Source organism: Saltatorellus ferox (assembly GCA_007751475.1).
In the GTDB taxonomy this organism is placed as follows: Bacteria; Planctomycetota; UBA1135; order UBA1135.
Map to the genome: position 1 here is coordinate 4,983,476 of CP036434.1, position 18,611 is coordinate 5,002,086.

An 18,611-nucleotide genomic window follows, 5' to 3' on the forward strand; every position below is an offset into this window, starting at 1 on the left:
CTCATCGGTCCGCCGAGTCTTCCTCTGCCGTCTCTTCTTCTGCCGTCTCCTGTCGAAACACCGCGTGAATCAGGGATCCGTCCCCGTCCGCGAACGGCACGAACTCGGCGGGGCGCGATCTGAAGTAGGACTCGGCCGCGCGGCCGCGTACGCCGCGGAGCCCGAACTGTTGGCTCCAGAGTTCGACCGTGAGGGTCCGTTCCATGACGACAGGGGCGTCCGTCTTCTCCCCCAGGTCCCGCACCACGCGGTCCATGAAGGCGTCATCGCGGATGTAGGTCAGCTCGACCCCTTCGTCCGGCGGCCCGAGCAAGCGCACCGCTCCGCCGGGCATCGTGACGCCATCGACCACGAGCGAGCCGCTCCCGCTGACCTTCACGAGGAGCAAATCGCTGCGGCGCCCCGGAATCGCGCGCGCCCGAAGAAGCGTGTTGCCGTCCTCCATCTCCATCTCGGCCAGCCATTCGAGCCTCGGCGGCTCGTCTGCCGTCATCGGCGCGGGCACCGTGGCCAGCGGCTTCCAGGCCCAGGGAATGCGACCCGGCTTGACGCCAGCTTCCGCCTCATCCCCAGCGGACGTCAGGGCCAAAGTCAGGTCGGCGAGAAGACCCGGGTCGACCGCGTCCAGGCCGCCGAGAATCTGCCAGCGAGCGGCGTCCTCCTGCTGGACGTGCACGAGGTTCAAGTGCCCGGGCTCGACGGCTGTGTGCGTGTCGAGTCGCAGAAGAAGCGTGGCGGCCACGAGCGCCGTCAGGCCGCCCAGGCCCGCTAGCCACGCGCCACCCGCGCGTCCAGCGTCGACCAGCGACGGCAGCAGAAGCAAACCGCCGAAGAGCCACGGCGCCGCCGCCACGCCCGGCAAGCGCACACCGAAGGCGTCGATGAGACCGCTGTGGATCGGCGTCAGCGCGAGCACGGCGGACACGACCAGCGCCACCAACCCGACCCGCGCCCAGCGCGCGTCGACGTTCCCGCGCAGTCGCAGAAGACCACCGCCCACCACGAGCACGGTCGCAGGAATGGCCAGGAGGAAGGAGACCCCGGGCGCTTCCCACGCGGCCATCGCGCCGAGCCCGGCGATCAAGACGGTCACCGCCACGCCGACGTCGGCCGCGCGGCTGAACCTCGTCAGGAGCAGCGCACCGAGCCCGAGCCCGGCCGCGGCGCCCCCGAGAAGTCCGACGAGCACCGGACCGAGATGCGCGGGATGCCCCACGCCCGTCCCCGCGCCGAACACCTCGTAGAGTGCGTTGGCGCCCAGCGCACCACCGTAGCCGAGCCCCAGCGCCACGCCGACACCCACGAACGCCGCGAGAACGCGGAGCAGCCGAACGTGGCCCGCGCGAATCGATCGAGCCGCCGCGAGCAGCGCTCCGATGAGCAGGAGAATCGCCAGCAGGCGAGCCGTCCGCACTCCGTAGATCACAAGGAATCGACCGAGCACGTCGAAGTACACGGCGTCGCCGGTGCTCGCATCGGACCGGGGAAGTTCAGGGCTCGCCGCGAGCGCCTTGACCGCCTCGAACGCGTTCGTGACGTGATGCTGAAGAGACGCCTCCGAGAGTTTCGCCAGATCATCGAGCGGCGTGTGGTATCGGTTCACTCCGCCGATGAACGCGAAGTTGAGCCCCGGCACGCCGCGGTCGCGCCACACGGTGTAGTCCGTGTCGTTGGGCATCCGCTTGTAGATCTCCGACGAAACGGAGGTCGAACTCGGCGCGGTCGATTCCGCCCGGAACGCGCGCATGATCCAGTCGTTCCCCGCGCCGGTTTCGAAGAGGCGGCTCGGGCCGGACGTCCCGCGCCCCTCCAGGTTGATGACCGCGCCGACCTCACGGGCCCACGGGTGCTTCGCGGCGAAGACCTCGGCCCCGAGCAGGCCGTGCTCCTCCCCGTCTTCGAAGAGGAAGATCACGTCACGCTGCAGCGAGCCACCCTCCATGAGCGCCCGCGCCACCTCGATCCAGGCGGCCACGCCCGCGAGGTCATCGCCGACGCCGGGTCCAGCGCCAACGGAGTCGAGGTGCGCCATGCAGAGGATCGCCTGCCCGGGCGACGAGGCGCTGGACTCGCCCGATGCCCCGCCGAACGTGTCCTGGCCCCGAAGCCGGCAGACGACGTTGCGAACGGTTCCAGCGCAGCGGAAGCGCGCCGACGCCCCGAACTCCTCGTGGACCTCCGGTCGCAGCCCGAGACTCCGCAGCTCGTCCAGGATTCGCTGACGGCAGCGCTCGTTCGCGGCGGACCCGATCGGTCGGGGAGGCGAGACCTGGCCCGCATCGACGCCGCCGCGCGCGAGGCGCTCCAGGATCTCCAGCGCGCGTCCGCCCGAGGCCCGCCCGGATTCGGCGTCCGGCGCCAGGGCCGAAGGAGGCGCCACCGCCCGCAAGGTCAGCAGGGCAGCGATCCCCCAGAACAGGAACCCGAGCACGATCCGCCGGGCCGCCGCCACCTCGGAGCCGCGCCCCCCGGCCGACGCCCGGGCGCCGCTTCCGCTCACCGCTGGATGCAGGTCAGTCATCCGTCCATCATTGCACGTCGGGTGGGCATTCGCAGACTCCCGGTCCGAATCCTTATCAGGCGGACGAAAGGGTAACTACCCTTGGGGGAACGAGTACGCGAGCGCTCCAAGGGGCGCCCTTCACCGATGATAAAATCCCACCCCGCACGCCCCCTCGGTCCGATCGGCTCCGGCCTCCCGAGCGCAGCTCCCACCCTGGCCCTTTGGCTCCCGCTGGTCCTCCTCGTGTCCGCTTGCGGCTCCGACGACTCCGAAGCGGCGAAGCCAGGCCCCACGAACACCGCAACGGGCTCGGAAACCGATTCCGGCGCGCGCGTCGCCCCGGACGTCGACCCCATCCTGCGCCGCGAGCGCGTGGCGGTTCTCTTCTCGAAGGAGCAGTCCGCCGAAGCCCTTGCCGAACTCCAGCCTCTGCTGGACCTGGACGCGCCAGCGGCCCGGGACCTCGTGAGCGCCGCACAGATCGGGCTGCGCACCGGTGACTGGGACCAGGCGGCGGCCCATGTGAAGCGCGCGATCGAGCTTTACCCGGACGATCCGGGCGCCCTCTACACGAGCGCACGACTCGCGGCCCTCGACGGCGACTTCGAGACCTCGAGGGCGGCGTTCGAACGCGTCCTGGAGCTACGGCCCGAGGACCCCGCGTCGAAGGTGGGCCTCGCCGACGCCCTGTACCAGCTGGAGGAGAGCGACGCCGACATCGAGCGGGCGAGACAGCTCCTCGAGGAGGTCGCGGGTCTCGGCCGCGAAATCGGCCTGCAGTGGTTCGTCTCGGCGGTCTACAAGCGAGGAGGCATCGCGCGGGACTTCGATGAGGGCGAAGAGGTGATTCGTAACTGGCAAGACCTCTACCAGTCGCTGAACGACCAGGGATTCGAGGCGACGAATGAGTCGACGCTGGACCAGGGAACGCTCGCGGTCGTGGCGCCTCCGGCGCCAGTCGGAACCTTCCCAGGCTCGAACCCGATTCCCTTTGAGCTTCTTCCGCCGCGGACCGTGCTGACGCTGCCAGAAGGCACCACGCGCTTCGAAATCGACGACCTCGACGGAGATCGCACGCCCGACGTGATCACGGTGGCGGACGGCGCAGTCGCCGTGCACGTCCGTGAGCGCAAGGGCGAGGACGTCATGACCACCACGGTGCTGGGAACCGGCGCCACCGGACCGATCCGGCTCATGGACCTGAACCAGCGCCGCACCGGCGACACCCTCGACCTCGTCATCGCGACCGGCGAGTCGCTTCAGATCTTCGAACAGAGGGACCTCGTCCTCGCTGGCGAGCCGGCCTGGGTCCCGTCCCCCGTCGACATCCCCGGACTTGGTGGCACCATCACGGATTTCGAGACCGTCGACTTCGACCACGACGGCGAGCTGGACCTCTTCGTCACCGGCACGTTCGGTGCCCGCATCCTGCGCAACGATGGCGTGGGCGCGCGCGTGAACTCCGAGGGGGAACTCCAGCCACGTGGCGTCTGGACCGACGCGAGCGAGCCTGCGACGCTCCCTGGAGCTGCGCAGCTCTGGTGCATCGTGGAGGACTTCGATGGCGACAACGACGTCGACCTCTTCTGCGCCGGTCCGGACGGCGTGCACCTCATGGACAGCCAGCGCCGCGGCTTCTTCAAGGATCGCGGCGCCGATGCGTTCGGCGGCGCGAAGTTCACGCGGAAGCCGGTGGTCGAGGACTTCGATGGCAACGGCTACCCGGACGTCTTCGTGCCGGACGCCGAGAACTCGACGCTCTGGTTCCAGACGGCCCCGTGGGAGTTCCAGGCGACCCCCATCGGAGCGGCCGTTCCGGAAGGTTCCGACCCCGTCGCCAGCGACCTGGACTTCGACGGGGCCGTCGACCTGTTCTGGCCGGTACCCGGCACCTCGGGTGCGGGCCTTCTCAGCGCCGGACTGCAGACGCGGACGCCGGTCGCGTTCGGCGCGCTGGAGGGTGCGACCGGACCGATGCTCGTGCGCGACATCGACACGCCGGACCCCTACGGCTCCCTCGCCCTCGAGGTGCTCCAGCTGCGCGGCGGTGAACTGATCGCCCAGAGCCCCGATCCGAAGTCCCTCGAGCCCACGGGCCTCGGGAACGCGATCTACCTGAAGTTCATCGGCAAGAAGGACAACCGCCAGGGCGTCGGCGCCGTGGTCGAGGTGCGCGCGGGCAACGTCTACCGCCGGATCTACCTGCGCGGACGCGCCGAGGTCGTCGGCATCGGCCAGCAGAAGTGGGCGGATGTGATCCGCGTGACGTGGCCGAACGGCGTGATCCAGCAGAACCTCGACGTCGAGGAAGGCGTCGCGATCATGCTGGACGACCCGGCCTTCGGGGAGCAGCCCGAGGGCCTCATCGGATCGTGCCCCTTCCTGTACACCTGGAACGGCGAGACGTTCGAGTTCATCAGCGACGTGATCGGCATGACGCCGCTGGGGCTGCCCATGGCGCCGGGGATGCTGGTGCCGCCGGACCACGACGAGTACGTGCTCGTGCGCGGCGACCAGCTCAAGGTCGATGCGAACGGCGAACTCGTGATGCAGTTCACCGAAGAGCTGCGCGAGGTCACCTACCTCGATCGCGTTCGCCTGGACGTGATCGATCACCCGGAAGACTCCGCGATCTACCCCAACGAGCGCTTCACGTTCCCGCCGTTCCCCGAGCCCCACGTTCACACCGTCAGCCGCGTCGCGAAGCCGCGCAAGGTGACGGGCTCGGACGGACGCGACTGGACCGCCGAACTCCAGGAGAACGACATGCACCACCCGGCTCCCTTCGAGCGGCTGGCGGGGCAGTTCCTCGGCCTGGCCGAGCCGCACTGGCTCGAGCTGGAGTTCGATCCGGCGGAGATCGCGGACGCGAAGCTGATCCGCCTCGTCGCCACGGGCTGGTTCTTCTGGAGCGACGCGAGCGTCAACGTCGCCGCCGCCGGCACACCGGGCGTTGACTTCGTGCCGCCGATACTGGAGGTCCAGAACGAGGCCGGAGACTGGGTGCCCGCGGGTCCACCGCTGGGCTTCCCCGCCGGCAAGACGAAGACGATGGTGATCGATGTCACCGCGATGATCCCGCGGGAGGCCGCGCGCTTCCGGATCGGCTCGACGCTCGAGCTCTACTGGGACTGCATCGAGCTCGCGGTCTGCGACGATGATGCCGAATTCCAAACGTCCTCGCTGGAGCCCAAGAGCACCGAACTCTGGTCCCGAGGCTTCTCCGACCCGATCGTTCCGGAGCGCCAGGACATGCCGCTCTTCTTCGACTGGGACCGAACGACCCAGCAGCCTCGCTGGAACCAGCACCCCGGTTTCTACACCCGCTACGGCGCGGTGGACGAGCTGCTCGAGGAGGTCGATGACCGCTACGTGATCATGGGCTCGGGCGACGCCCTCACGATCCGATTCGACGCGACGGCGCTGCCCGCGGTTCCGGAAGGCTACACGCGGGACTACCTCGTGTTCCTGGACGGCTGGGCCAAGGACCGCGACCCGAACACCTACGAGGCGCTGGAAGTCGAGCCTCTCCCGTTCCATGCGATGAGCGGCTATCCGTACCGGGCGGACGAATCGTTCCCGGACTCACCCGAGATGCAGGCGTGGCGCAAGGAATGGAACACGCGCCCCGATCACCGATGGATCGTGCCGCTCAGCACCGAGCGGGAAACGGAGTGGGTGCGCGAGGCGATCGCGAAGTCCCCGCGGAGGTAGCGCAGGGACAACGCAGAGGTAGCCCGGTGGCACTCTCGGGATCGGCTCGGAACGAGGCCAGTGGTCCGGAACAGAAGTCCCTTTCATATGTATGGCCCCATTCGAACCCTGGCTGCGTTGCGTTTCCTCAACGGAACTACGGCTACGCCTTCGTCAACGCGCCTTGCCAGGGCTCGAATGGAGCTCATACATATGAAAGGGACTTCTGTTCCGGACCACTAGAGCACTCGTGATCGGATCTGATACGCCGTCACCTGGTTCGGGGTCTCCGTACCGATCCCGGACACCACGACCTCGAGCCGGCTACCCGGCGCCAGCTGCTCGAAGCGCTCGAAGAACTCCGTTCGAGTGAGAGCGTCGCCTTCGAAGACACACGCCTCCGCCACGCGAACGCGGAAGGGCGGTGCCACCGTGTCCCCACCGAACGGCGCGTCGATCGAATCGACGCTGGCGTGGAATTCTCCCCCGGACTCTCCGTCCACCGACTGCACGGACGTGACCGACCCGTGAAATCGTCCGGGCCGCAGCACGACTTCACCGGATTCGATGCCAGGGAGCAGGGGTGAACCCGAGATCCCACCCCGCACGACGGCGCGCAAACCCGAGGGGAGCTGACTCGCAAAGAGAAATGGGTCACCCTCGACGTCGAGCCTCACGAACAGACTGCTCGGCACCACCGCCACGGGGGTTTCCTCCGTCGCCACGAGCCCCCCCTGGAGCGCCGCCGCATCCGCGTCGAGCCGGAGCATGGCGATGCTCTGACCCGGCTGACTCGCCAGCAGGACGCCGCGGTGCGTCGGAGGCCCCTGCACGAGGACTCGCGTGGCCTCGAACGGCTCCAGGGCAAACGAAGCGAAGTGCAGCTTCACCCGCATGCCAATCCGAAGGTCATCGCGATCGCCGAGCTCGCCCCTCGAGGTCAGCACCATCGAAGACAGCGCGACGTTCACTTCGGCAGCCGCAGGATCCTCGAGCCCTTCGAGGATCGGAGCCGCAAGTGCTGCCCCGCGCTCGACCTCGATCGGCCGGACGGTCAGGCGACCGTCGACGGTTCTCCCGGCGATTCGAGCCTCGAGGACGACCGCCGCATCACTCGCGCTGGCGGGCATCAGGCTGTCGAGCTGAACGCTCGATGCGACCATCTGCGCCTGGTAGCCAGGCCCACCCGAGATGAAGTCGCCGCGAACCAGAAAGCGCGCGGTCGCGAGGCTCGCATCGAACGAAAGACCGTCGAGCCCCGGCGCAGCGAGCCCGTCGGGCTGCAGCAGAAGCGTCGATTCCTGCAGCAGCACGGCGGTGACCACGGGACGGTCTGCGATGGTTCGCTCGACCTCGGCCCCGACCGTGATCACGCGCTCGTCCTCCGACACCGAGAGGAGTCCGCCCCAGAGATCGTCCGCAGGCACTCGCTCGCCCGCCCCCAGGGTTCGCACTCGAATCACGGGCCGAAAGACGAGCCGCCCGTCGCTCCCGTCGCCGGAGAAGGGGAAAGAGCCAGGGGCCACCGGGCCATCGATCGACTCCGCTGGGTCGAAGCTCAGGACGAGCCCATGGGCCAGCGAATCCCCGTGCTGCGCGACGAACGGAGCGTCGAGCTCGAGGAGCACGGACTCGGGCAGATCCTCGGCCCAATCGACGCGCACGCCGTCGTGCCGCCTCGCATCGGGAGGGCCCGGCGCGAAGTCGACCCGCACGTGGGTGTAGGTGCCGCCGCCGTAGTACCGCGTCGTCAGGAGCTTCGCACGCCCTTCGAGGCCGATGAGTTCCACGCCGACCGGAACGGGGAGAGCGCTGATCCCGTCGGCGCCCGCTGCCAGGTCCTCGACCGTCATGAGTCGAAGATCCTGGATCGTCACCCCGAGACTCGAGAGACGATCCTCAGCACCTCCCTCGATCAGGTACGTGACGCTGAGCGGAGGACCCTCGGAGCTTCGCGGGAAGAGCGTCACGGACGTCTCACCGCAGGCGCCAACGAGCCCGGCCACCAGAAGGGCCACCAGGGAGGCCGCGAGCAGAACGAGCGATTGAAACAGGCGAGCCATCGGCAGAATCCGGGCGGGAGACTCGGGAGAGCAGCGCCCACATCCGTGCGCAATCGCACGCCCATCGACGCCGGGAAGGCACGCACACGTCCTGGACGCCCACGCTCCCCTTGGCTGCCGTCCGGCGCAATTCCCGTTCCGGAGACGATCGCCGCGCCTTCGAAATCGCTATCGCAGGCCGCGCCGTCAGTCGCCCATCAGGGCTTCGAGCGCCTCTCGAAGGTCGCCCGGAATCGGTCGAGTCTCCATGGTCGCCGGGTCGTAGCACACGAGAGCGGCTTCCGCCTCGGCCCAGACGTCACCGTTCTCCGCCCGCACGCGGTAGGCCTGACGGAACGAGGAGCGCCCGACCTCCGTCGTTGACACCTCGACGCGCACGGAATGACCGCCGCGTCCGGGCCGGACGAACCGCACGTTCGTCTGCGCGAGCAGGAACGGGAAGTTGCCCCCCTCCAGCGCCTCCGTCATGCGACTGAAGCCGAGTCTGGCTTCCTCGAACAGCGTCATGTAGACGGCGTTGTTGAGCACGCCCTGGCGGTCTTCGTCGGACCAGCGTGTGATCGTCTCGTGGACGAAGTGAGGGAAGTCCGGGATCTTGGGAGTGTCCATGGGATCTCTTGGGGTTTCGGGTCAGGTCCCTGAAGGGCAGACGACGGGCCTGGGAGCAGGGCGCTTGATCACGAGCGCCATGCCGAGGAAGAGCCCCGACGCAGCGAGTCCGAGGGCGGGCGTGGGCACTTCCTTGAGGAAGATCCAGGCGGACAGCGCGGTGATCACGGGCTGGGCGAACACGAAGAACGCGGTGGTCGAGGCTTCGACCCTCGCGAGTGCGTAGGAGTTGAGCGCGTAGGCGAGGATCGTTGGAAACACGATCACGTACGCCAGCGACCACCAAGCGGCCGTCGACGCGGTGGCGGGTGCGAGGTCCTGGCCCGCGGCGAAGAGCGGGAGCCAGGGAAGCGAGAGAACGTAGACCCAGGCGACCAGGACGAGGGGCGGCATCCGTCGCAGGAGCGGCTTGCTGTACACGAGGTAGAACGCGTAGCAGAGCGCATTGGCGGCCATCAGCAGGTTGCCCAAGGCATGCTCGGGAGCGAGGTCTCCGCCGCGCGCGACGAAGAGCGGAATGGCACCACCCAGGGCGACGAGAACGCCGAGGGCGCGCCGCGGATGGAACGTCTCCCGGCGACCGAGCACCGCGACGCTGTACGCGAAGACCGGGATCAGGCAGATCACGAGTCCCGCGTTCATCGGAGTCGACTTCTGCAGTCCCACGAGGAAGAGTCCCTGGTTCAGCACGATCCCGAGGAAAGCGAAGCCTGCGAGCGGGCCGAAGTCCCGCAGGGCGGGGATCGCTCGACGCCCGAAGGCCGCGTAGGCCATCGGGAGCAGCACAAGCGCTCCGACGCCGATCCGCCAGCAGGCGACGGCGAACGGCGAGAAGCCCGCCACGGGATCCATGGCCATTCCGCCCATCACGGGGAACAGCCCGAAGAAGAGCTGAACGGCGCCGAGCGCCATGAGCCCGCGCCGTAGCTCGGCTCCTTCCGAAGTTCCGGCCGAAAGTCCGGCCGAAGGACCACGGGCTCCACCCTCCCGGGGAGGAGCCGACCCAGCAGCAGCGGAACCCTGGAGCGGATCGACGGAAGGAAGGCGTCCGGACATGGAGCGAAGAAGGGTAGTGAGAGCCAGCGCGCCGAGGGCGTGAATTCACCCGCGAAACCACGCCGGGACCGGATTCCTCCGGGCGCGTTCCTGGCAAATGAGAGGGCCGTGATCTACCGTTCTTCCATGAGCGGCGCACCCGATACAGGCCCCCACCCGGAGACTGGATCCGGCCCAAATTCAGGCCAGGACTCGCTTCCGAAACCCTGGCCGCGACACGGCGCCCGGGAAGGCGCGAACTACCGCATCTTTCGCTCGCGCTGGGACGACCTCGAGAATCCTCGAACCGGCCAGCGCATGGAGCGCGTGGTCCTGGAAACGCCGGACTGGGTCAACGTGATCGCTCTGACCAGGGACACCCGCGAGATCGTGATCGTGCGCCAGCACCGCTTCGGCAGCGGCGGCCCGACGATCGAGATCCCCGGCGGCATGATCGACGCAGGAGAAGACCCCCTGCTCGCGGCCCAGCGTGAGCTTCGCGAGGAGACCGGTTACGTGGCAGACACCTGGACATCGCTCGGTTCGGTCGCACCGAACCCCGCGTTCCTCGACAACGTCTGCTATCACTTTCTGGCCGAGAACGCCGTGCTCGACGAGGCGCAAGAACTCGACGCCGGGGAAGACATCCTCGTCGCGACGCTGACTGCCGCCGACGCGGTGGCCGCCATCCAGAGCGGAGAGATCTCGCACGCCCTCGTGATCACGGCCATGTCGCGGGCCCTGGACCTTCGCCTTCCGAACGTCGACATTCGGCGCGTCGACGGCCGTGAGCGCCCGTGACGGCGGGCAGGCAAGCGTGAAACGCGTGGAAGAGATCGTGATCCTGGGCGGAGGGATTGGCGGGCTGGTGGCCGCTTTCTTCCTCGGCGCAGAGAAGGGCGCTCGAGTGACCCTGGTCGAGCGCGAGCCCCGGCACGACGAGCACTCGTCCGGTCGAAGCGCGGAGATTCTTCGGACGGCCATCGACGACCCCGTCACCGAGGCACTTGGCCTTCGGACGGCGGCTCTCCTTCGAGCGCCCTCCGAGATCGGTCTCGAGTGCTGCGGCCCTCTCGTCGATGATCGAGGACTCATCGTCCTCACCGGCTCCGGCGAAGAGCCCCGCATCGATGCACCTTGGATCCAGCGGCACGTGGACGGTGGCGCCGCGCGCGCCATGGCGCCGGAGGAGCTGCGCGAAGCGGCGCCTCACTTCTCTCCTGTCGGTCACCAGGCGTGGTGGCTTCCCGGCGGTGGGCACATCGAAGTCGAGCGCCTCATGGCTTCACTGGCCCGTGGCGCGATGGCGCGCGGCGTTCGGTTCCTTCGATCGACAGGTGACGCGCGGCCCCAGCTCGAGGGCGGGCGCATCCTGGGCGTCGAGTTTCGGGAGACGCTCCTCCCGTGCGATTCGCTCGTCGTCGCAGCCGGTGCGTGGTCCGGACCGATCGGCCGACAGATCGGCGCGCCGCTCCCGCTTCGAACCACACGTCGTCACATGTGGGTGACGGGCGCCGGTGCCAGCGCGAACCCGAACGCGCCGATCGTCTGGGACGACCTGGCCGGGTTCTACGCGCGGCCGGAAAGATCGACGAACGCGACCGGCTGGGCCTTCTCGACGACGGACCTCGAGCACTTCGAGCTGAGGGGCGGCGATGCGCCTTTCGCGCGTGCGGAGATGTACGCCGTCGAGGAAGCGGAACGCGTCGCCGCCCTCGCCGCCGCTCGCACCCGACTCCCGCTCTCCAGCGGTGACCTCGTGCGATCCTGGCGAGGCTTCCGCGATCTCACGCCGGATGATCGACCCGTGCTGGGACCGGACGGGCGGGTGCCAGGCCTCCACTGGTGTGCGGGGCTCGGCGGCCATGGAATGACCGTCTCCCTGGCAGCGGGCCAGGTCGTCGCAGACTCGATCATGGGACGGGCTCACCCGCTATCCACTTCGTGTTCCCCGGGCCGCTTCGAAGAACCAGGCCGTCAGCCAGCCGGGCGATGACGCTTCCAACCGAACTGCTGGCCCAGATCGGTGTCGCCGCCGCGGCCGTCCTCGCGCCTCCACTCGCGCTGCTCGGGCTTCCGGGAATGTGGCTCGCGCTCGGCGTCGCAGGCGCCGCGGAGTACTGGACCGAGGCGCGGCTCTTCTCGACGCAGACGATGATCGGCTGCCTCGTGCTCGCCTGCCTCGGAGAGATCTGGGAATTCACCGCTTCCTCGGTCCGCGCCAGGCGAGCCGGCGCGGGCAGGCGCGGGTCGATCGGCGCGCTGCTCGGCGGAATGGGCGGTGCGATCGTGGGTTCGTTCATCGTTCCCGTGATCGGGACGCTGATCGGCGGCGGCATCGGTGCGCTCGCGGCTTCCGCGTTCCTGGAGCGGCGCGGCGGGAGGCCCCTCGGCGACGCGCTTCGGATCGGCAAGGCGGCGGCCGCGGGTCAGATGATCGGAGTGATCGGCAAGCTGATGATCGCCTGCGTCCTCGCCGCCTGGCTGGCGATCGCCGTCTTCGCCTGAAGCGATAAGAGCCCCTACGCGCCCGAAGGGCGCATGGGGATTCGCCAAACGGGGCATGCAGGTCCAGGAGGAACCTCTATCCTGGCGGAAGTGAGCCGATCGTCCCCGTCACGCCCCTGGAGCCTGCTCCTCACCGTGTTCGTCGCTTCGGCCGTCGTGGCGGACTCGCTGGGCCAGGACCCGCTGGGGCAGGACGCGCTCGAGCACTTCGAGAACCACGTCCGCCCCGTCTTCGTGGAGCACTGCGTGAAGTGCCACGGCGGCGAGACGCCCAAGGGCGGGCTGAGTCTCGACACGGCGATAGGGATCCGCCGCGGAGCCATGGGCGTGCCGATCGTTCTCGCCGGCGACGTCGACGCCAGTCCGCTGATCGAGGCCATCCGCCACGACGACCCGCTCTTCGCCATGCCGCCGTCGGGCAAGCTTCCGGACGACGCCATCGCCGCGCTCGAGCGCTGGGTCGAGATGGGCGCCGTCTTCCCCGACGACCACCAGGTGGAAGCCAGCGACCTCGTTCCGTGGAACCTCGTTCCACCCGCCGAGCTGCCCGCAGCCATTCTCGAACGCGCCGACTCCGAAGGCAACGGAGCACAGCGCGACTGGATCGACGTGGCGCTGGAGGCTCGACTCGAAGCCGCCGGCATCGAACCGTCCCCGCCGGCGTCGAAGGAGAGCTGGCTGCGCCGCGTCACGTTCGACCTTTCGGGCCTTCCCCCCACGCCCGAGGAATGGCGCGCCTACATGGCCACCGACGGCGACCGCGCGTCCCGTGCCGCGGTGGTCGACCGACTCCTGGCTTCGCCCGCCCACGCGGAACGCTGGGCGCGCCGCTGGCTCGACCTCGTCCGGTACGCCGAGAGCCGCGCACACGAGTTCGACTACTCCATCCCGAACGCGTTCCAGTACCGCGACTACGTGATTCGAGCCTTCGAGGCCGACGTCCCCTACGATCGATTCATCACCGAGCTCCTGGCGGGGGACCTCGTCACGGAGCCGCGTCTGGATCCGACCGGAGCGTTCGATGAATCCATCCTCGGCACCGGCGCCTGGTTCCTCGGGGAAGCGGTGCACTCGCCGGTCGAGCTACGCGCAGACCAATGCGGCCGGATCGCACACCAGGTCGAGGTGCTCTCGAAGTCGGTGCTCGCCATGGGCGTCGCGTGCGCTCGATGCCACGACCACAAGTTCGACCCGATCAGCGCCGAGGACTACCACGCGTTCGCGGGCTTTGCCCTCTCGACGGGCGCACGCCAGATGCGCTTCGAAACGGATCGGCAGAATCGCGCCCTGGCGAGCGAGCTCCACGCCTTCCTGGAGGAGATCCAGCCACGGTCGACGGCCGCCGTCGCGAGCGCACTGGAAGCGGAGGCAGAGGGGCTCGCCACGCTGCTCGTTCGACAGGCGGGTGCGGTCGAAAATGGGGCCCTGGACAGGCGCGAGCTGACGTGGAGCGAGCTGCTGCGCCGCGACACGGAAGGCGCTGCGGGCTCCCCGGTCACATGGTTCCTCGACCCACCGACGCTTGAGCCGGATTCGGAGGGCCAGGGGGCAAGCCCCCCCTTCGTCCGCACGCTCGTCGACTTCGGCCAGCTCGAGGAGCACCGCTGGATCACGAACGGCCCGGGTTTCGGGCCGGGCCCGCTGGCCCCGGGCGCCATCGTTCTGGACCTCGAGGACGACGATCGCGCAGGAGCGGGCGCCACCGCGGGAGCGGTCGCGGTGGTCCGCTCGATCGTTCGCGAGGGCAGCGCCGTTGCCCACCCCCTTTGGAACGGCCTGCAGCTGCGATCGGACGCGATGGGTTCCAGCGGCGGCAGCATGGACTGGCAGCAGGCCGGGCGCACGATCCTCTCGCCGACCTTCGAGAGCGAGCACGGGCGCGTCGCCTATCTGGTGCGCGGCCAGGCACGCGTGCTGATGGTCGTGGACGGGTACAGGATGGTCGCGGGCCCCCTGCATGCGGGGGTGATCGCGAGCATCGACACCGGGGATGGCTGGGCCTGGATCGAGCAGAACGTGCCGACGGCGGCCGGTCAGCGGGCGCATCTGGAGTGGACGGCCCAGGGCGATGAAGCCTTCGAGATCGTGCGTCTGGTCGACCTCGCGCCGGAGGGTCCGTTGCCCGTGCTGGCCGCAGAGCAGGACTGGTGGAGCGACGCGGCGGCGTCCGGCGACCTGGACTGGAGCACTCCTGAGGCACGGGCTGACTGGCTGGAGAACGCCGTCCGCGACGCGTCTCGGCTCGTGCGCAGCGGCGGCGTCCCGGGGCGCTCGCTCAGCGACGGCGAGCGAGCCATGCTGCTGAACCTCGCCGACGATCTGGTCCGACACCATCCGCTGGTCCGCGACCGCATCGCGGACGCGCTCGGGGGCGAGGCTGTCCGGATCGCCGACCTGCGCGATCGGCGCGCGCTGGTCTCGGGCCTCGCTCCCGCCGCCATCGACCTCGATGGCCGCGATGAACGGGTGCTGCAGCGAGGCGACTGGCGAGCCCCCGGAGCGGCCGCACCACGCCGCGCTCCCTCCGCGCTGCGCACGTCCGAGGAACCTCTCAGCGTGGACGGCGAGGGCAGCGGACGTCTGGAGTTCGCGCGGGCGCTGCTCGAAAGCCCCTCGAAGACGCTGCAGCGCGTATGGGTCAATCGGCTCTGGCAGGCCCTGTTCACCGTCGGACTCGTCTCGACGCCGGACGATTTCGGCGCGATGGGCAGCAAGCCTTCCCACCCGGAGATCCTCGATCAACTCGCCCTGGACTTCGAACGCGATGGCTGGTCGACGCGACGGATCCTGCGCCGGCTCGCCCTCTCGGAGGCGTACGCGCGAAGCACGGACCCATCCGAGACGTGCCGCGAGAGGGACCCCGAGAACGTGCTCCTTTCGAGAATGCACGTCCGGCGGCTCGAGGCCGAGGAGATCCGCGACGGAATGCTCGCCGCGAGCGAAGAGCTCGATCCCGCGCGCTTCGGCCCATCGATTCCCGTTCATCTCTCGGACTTCATGTCGGGCCGCGGCCGCCCGAGGGAATCCGGTCCACTCGATGGCGCGAGACGGCGCTCGATCTACCTCGAGATCCGCCGCAACTTCCCGAATCCGTTCCTCACGGCCTTCGACTGGCCCACGCCCGCCACGTGCCGCGGAAGGCGCAGCAGCTCGAACGTTCCGGCCCAGGCGCTCGCGCTACTCAATGACCCTTTCGTGGAGGACCGCGCCAGGTACCTCGGCGAAGGCTTCGTCAAGGACCAGGGGGATGCGGCGGCGGAGCCGCCGGAAGAGACGCCGCGATTGGAGACGCTCTGGATCCGTGTGCTAGGACGCAGGCCCGACGGGGGCGAGCGCGAGAGCGCCTTGGCCTATCTCGACGCGTCGAGTGACGCGCGAGAAGCGTGGGTCGACCTCGCCCACGTTCTCTTCAACGTCAAGGACTTCCTCTTCCTCCGGTAGGCACCCCATGGAGCCGAACAAGAACCCACGTCGGCCTGCTTCGAGGCGCGAGTTTCTGATCCGCTCCGCGGGCGGCTTCGGCGCGGTGGCCGCCGCGGTACTCTGGCCTGAACTCGCGGGCGCAAGCTCGCGCGCAGCCACCCGAACCGAACATCCTCTCACGCCGAAGCCGCCCCACTTCAAGGCGCGCGCCACGAACGTCATCTTCCTCTACATGGACGGCGGCCCCGGCCAGATGGACACGTTCGATCCCAAGCCCGAACTCGAGCGCTGGGTGGACCGACCGCTTCCGATCGACGCACCCGCGACGCAGTTCAATGACATCGGCACGGTGATGCCGTCTCCCTGGAAGTTCCGACCGGGTGGGAACAGCGGCCTTCCGATCTCGGATCTCTTCCCGAAGCTTCGGGAGCAGGCGGACAAGCTCTGCGTCATCCGCTCGATGACCTCGAAGTTCCCCGAGCACACGGCGGCGAACTACTTCCTTCACACGGGGCACAACCCCGCGGGAAGACCGTCAATGGGCGCCTGGTGCAGCTACGGACTGGGATCGATGGCGGATGATCTTCCGGGCTACGTGATCGTCGACGGCGGACTGATGCCTCCCGGCGGCATCGAGTGCTACGGCTCAGGATTCCTCAGCCCTTCGTTCCAGGGATCGATCTTCCGGGGCCAGGGAAGCCCCGTCGCTCACGCCCGGGGACGGCACACGGGAACGGAGCGCGAGGCCCTGCGTCGCCGCCTCCTGGAGACGCTCGAACCGTCCTCCGACCAGGGATTGGATCCGGCCATCGAGGCGGCACTCGACAACTACGAGCTCGGCTTCAAGATGCAGGCAGCCGTACCGGAACTCGGGAAGCTCTCCGGCGAGAGCGACGCCACCAGGACCCTCTACGGCCTCGATTCCGAATTCGAGGCGACGCGCTCGTTCGGGCGTCAGTGCCTGCTCGCGCGGCGCCTGATCGAGAAGGGCGTGCGGTTCGTTCAGGTCCCGATGGTCGACGTCGGGTACGACCGGTGGGACCAGCACAAGGACCTGATCAAGGGACACACCGACAACGCGCGGGCCGTGGACGAGCCCATCGCCGGGCTACTCGCCGACCTGGAGAGCCGCGGGCTCCTCGAGACCACGCTCGTCGTCTTCGCAGGGGAGTTCGGGCGGACGCCGATGGCGCAGGGCCGCAACGAAGCCCCGGAGGGCCAGCCGGACTCGCGCGGCCGAGACCACAACCCCCACGGGTTCTCCGTCTGGATGGCGGGCGGCGGCGTGAAGGGTGGGATGGCCCACGGATCGACCGATGAGTTCGGCTACTTCGCCATCGAAGATCCGCTGGAGATCCACGACCTCCACGCGACGATGCTCCATCTCCTGGGCCTCGATCACACGAAGTTGACCTACCGATTCGATGGACGCGAGATGCGCCTGACGGACGTCCACGGCCGGGTGATCCACCCCGCGATTGCATAGTCGAAACGTCGACCCCTGGCGCTTTGGGCGATTTCATTGGCAAAAAAGCGGGTCCAGGTCACCCTTGAAGCCGGATTCGCGAAAATCTGGGCTTCCCATCGAAAGATCGGAGGCCAAACGCGCGAATAGCCCTTCGGCTTCCACTAGAAGTTGCCCGACCCGATCAGCCGGACCGAACCTGACGGGCCCATCCGATCCTCGCCCCCCATTTTTCTTACCGATGAAAGCGACCCGACCCACACTCTCCTTCCTGCTCCTCGCCGCCCTTCCGCTCGGCGTTGCTTTCCGTCCGGCCTCGGAAAAGCTGGACCTGACCCCGCGCTTCGAGGTGGGCCAGTCCTTCACCACCACCAACGGGTTCAACATGGAGGGCGCTCTCGACGAGCTCTCCGTCATGGCCAACGGAGCCCCGGCGCTCGACGGTGGTGCCTTCCTGGCCGAGATGGCCGTGACGGGCGACGTGGTGATGTCCGAGGAGATCCTCGAGGTACGTGACGGCAAGATCGCGAAGATCCGCGTCACCGTCGACACGATGGATGTCGGCGTCACCGGCGAATTCGAGGCCATGGGCGAAGGCGACACCGTCGACGAGCAGATGGAACCTGAACTCGTGGGGCGCACCATCGAGATCACGATCGACGAGGACGGGGAGGAGACACGTACGGACGTCACCGCAGACGTCGAGCCCCTCGACGACGCCATGCTCGAGGGGATCTCCCACGAGAACCACTACGAGATGCTGCTTCCGAAGGAGCCCGTGGAAGAAGGAGAGGAGTTCGAACTCGCTCCGAACTGGGAAGACCTCATCCGCGACGGAATGGAGGGAATGGACACCTCGGAGATGGGCGCGGACGAGCAGCGCGCCGCCGAGGCCATGATGAACGCGTTCATCGATGCGACGACCATCGAAGCGATCGGCAAGGTGACGGGCGTCGAAGACGGCGTGGCCATCATCGAGTACACGCTCTCCGCGGACATGACCATCGACGATCTCATGGCGCTGATCCAGTCCATCGCGCCCCCGGGCGAGATGGACCAGGTGCCGCCTGGCATCGAGTCGGTCGTCGAGGCCACCGCTGAGTTCACCGGCATCGGCCGGTTCGACATGGGCCTTGGCCAGATGACGAGCCTCGATCTCGAGGGCGACTTCGAGGTCAGCATCACCGCGAACATGGACATGGAAGGCATGACGGGCAGCGCCGACGTGCTGATGAGCGGCTCGATGAACCTGAAGGGCGAGCTGACGAAGAACTGATCCTCGTCGAATGACGCGTGTCGTGGAAAGGCGGCC

Annotated in this window: 11 protein-coding genes; 7 read left to right on the forward strand and 4 right to left on the reverse strand. The window is 68.5% G+C overall.

What is annotated here, in order from left to right:
* Position 1: 1 nt before the first annotated feature.
* On the reverse strand, positions 2-2,521 hold the full coding sequence (locus Poly30_RS17885; RefSeq protein ID WP_145200221.1) for a M20/M25/M40 family metallo-hydrolase: 2,520 nt from the start codon (positions 2,519-2,521) through the stop codon (positions 2-4).
* A 126-nt stretch (positions 2,522-2,647) separates the two neighbouring features.
* On the opposite strand from Poly30_RS17885, the gene Poly30_RS17890 reads away from it, so the two are divergent.
* Complete coding sequence (locus Poly30_RS17890; protein ID WP_145200224.1) at positions 2,648-6,217, forward strand: FG-GAP repeat domain-containing protein; 3,570 nt, start codon at positions 2,648-2,650, stop codon at positions 6,215-6,217.
* Between the two features lie 218 nt (positions 6,218-6,435).
* On the opposite strand, the gene Poly30_RS17895 is transcribed toward Poly30_RS17890, so the two are convergent.
* The 3 genes from Poly30_RS17895 to Poly30_RS17905 all read right to left on the reverse strand — a co-directional run bounded on the left by Poly30_RS17895 (position 6,436) and on the right by Poly30_RS17905 (position 9,924).
* A complete protein-coding gene (locus tag Poly30_RS17895; RefSeq protein ID WP_145200227.1) occupies positions 6,436-8,259 on the reverse strand; it encodes a hypothetical protein in 1,824 nt (607 codons plus the stop codon).
* A gap of 186 nt (positions 8,260-8,445) precedes the next feature.
* A complete protein-coding gene (locus Poly30_RS17900) occupies positions 8,446-8,868 on the reverse strand; it encodes an acyl-CoA thioesterase (protein WP_145200230.1) in 423 nt (140 codons plus the stop codon).
* Between the two features lie 21 nt (positions 8,869-8,889).
* Positions 8,890-9,924 (reverse strand): DMT family transporter, encoded by a 1,035-nt coding sequence (locus Poly30_RS17905; protein WP_145200233.1) that lies wholly within the window; start codon positions 9,922-9,924, stop codon positions 8,890-8,892.
* Between the two features lie 126 nt (positions 9,925-10,050).
* On the opposite strand from Poly30_RS17905, the gene Poly30_RS17910 reads away from it, so the two are divergent.
* The 6 genes from Poly30_RS17910 (at position 10,051) to Poly30_RS17935 (ending at position 18,575) form a co-directional block, all read left to right on the forward strand.
* Entirely contained in the window at positions 10,051-10,704 is a 654-nt protein-coding gene (locus Poly30_RS17910; RefSeq protein ID WP_145200236.1) for an NUDIX hydrolase, read from the forward strand.
* A complete protein-coding gene (locus Poly30_RS17915; protein ID WP_145200239.1) occupies positions 10,691-11,899 on the forward strand; it encodes an NAD(P)/FAD-dependent oxidoreductase in 1,209 nt (402 codons plus the stop codon). Before Poly30_RS17910 ends, Poly30_RS17915 begins: the two co-directional genes overlap by 14 nt.
* Complete coding sequence (locus Poly30_RS17920; RefSeq protein WP_145200242.1) at positions 11,896-12,411, forward strand: DUF456 family protein; 516 nt, start codon at positions 11,896-11,898, stop codon at positions 12,409-12,411. Before Poly30_RS17915 ends, Poly30_RS17920 begins: the two co-directional genes overlap by 4 nt.
* Positions 12,412-12,501: 90 nt before the next feature.
* Entirely contained in the window at positions 12,502-15,852 is a 3,351-nt protein-coding gene (locus tag Poly30_RS17925) for a PSD1 and planctomycete cytochrome C domain-containing protein (RefSeq protein WP_419190333.1), read from the forward strand.
* A gap of 7 nt (positions 15,853-15,859) precedes the next feature.
* Positions 15,860-17,320 carry a DUF1501 domain-containing protein gene (locus Poly30_RS17930; RefSeq protein WP_145200248.1) on the forward strand — a complete coding sequence of 487 codons (1,461 nt, stop codon included), beginning with the start codon at positions 15,860-15,862 and terminating at the stop codon, positions 17,318-17,320.
* 220 nt (positions 17,321-17,540) lie between these two features.
* A complete protein-coding gene (locus tag Poly30_RS17935; RefSeq protein ID WP_145200251.1) occupies positions 17,541-18,575 on the forward strand; it encodes a hypothetical protein in 1,035 nt (344 codons plus the stop codon).
* Positions 18,576-18,611 lie beyond the last annotated feature (36 nt).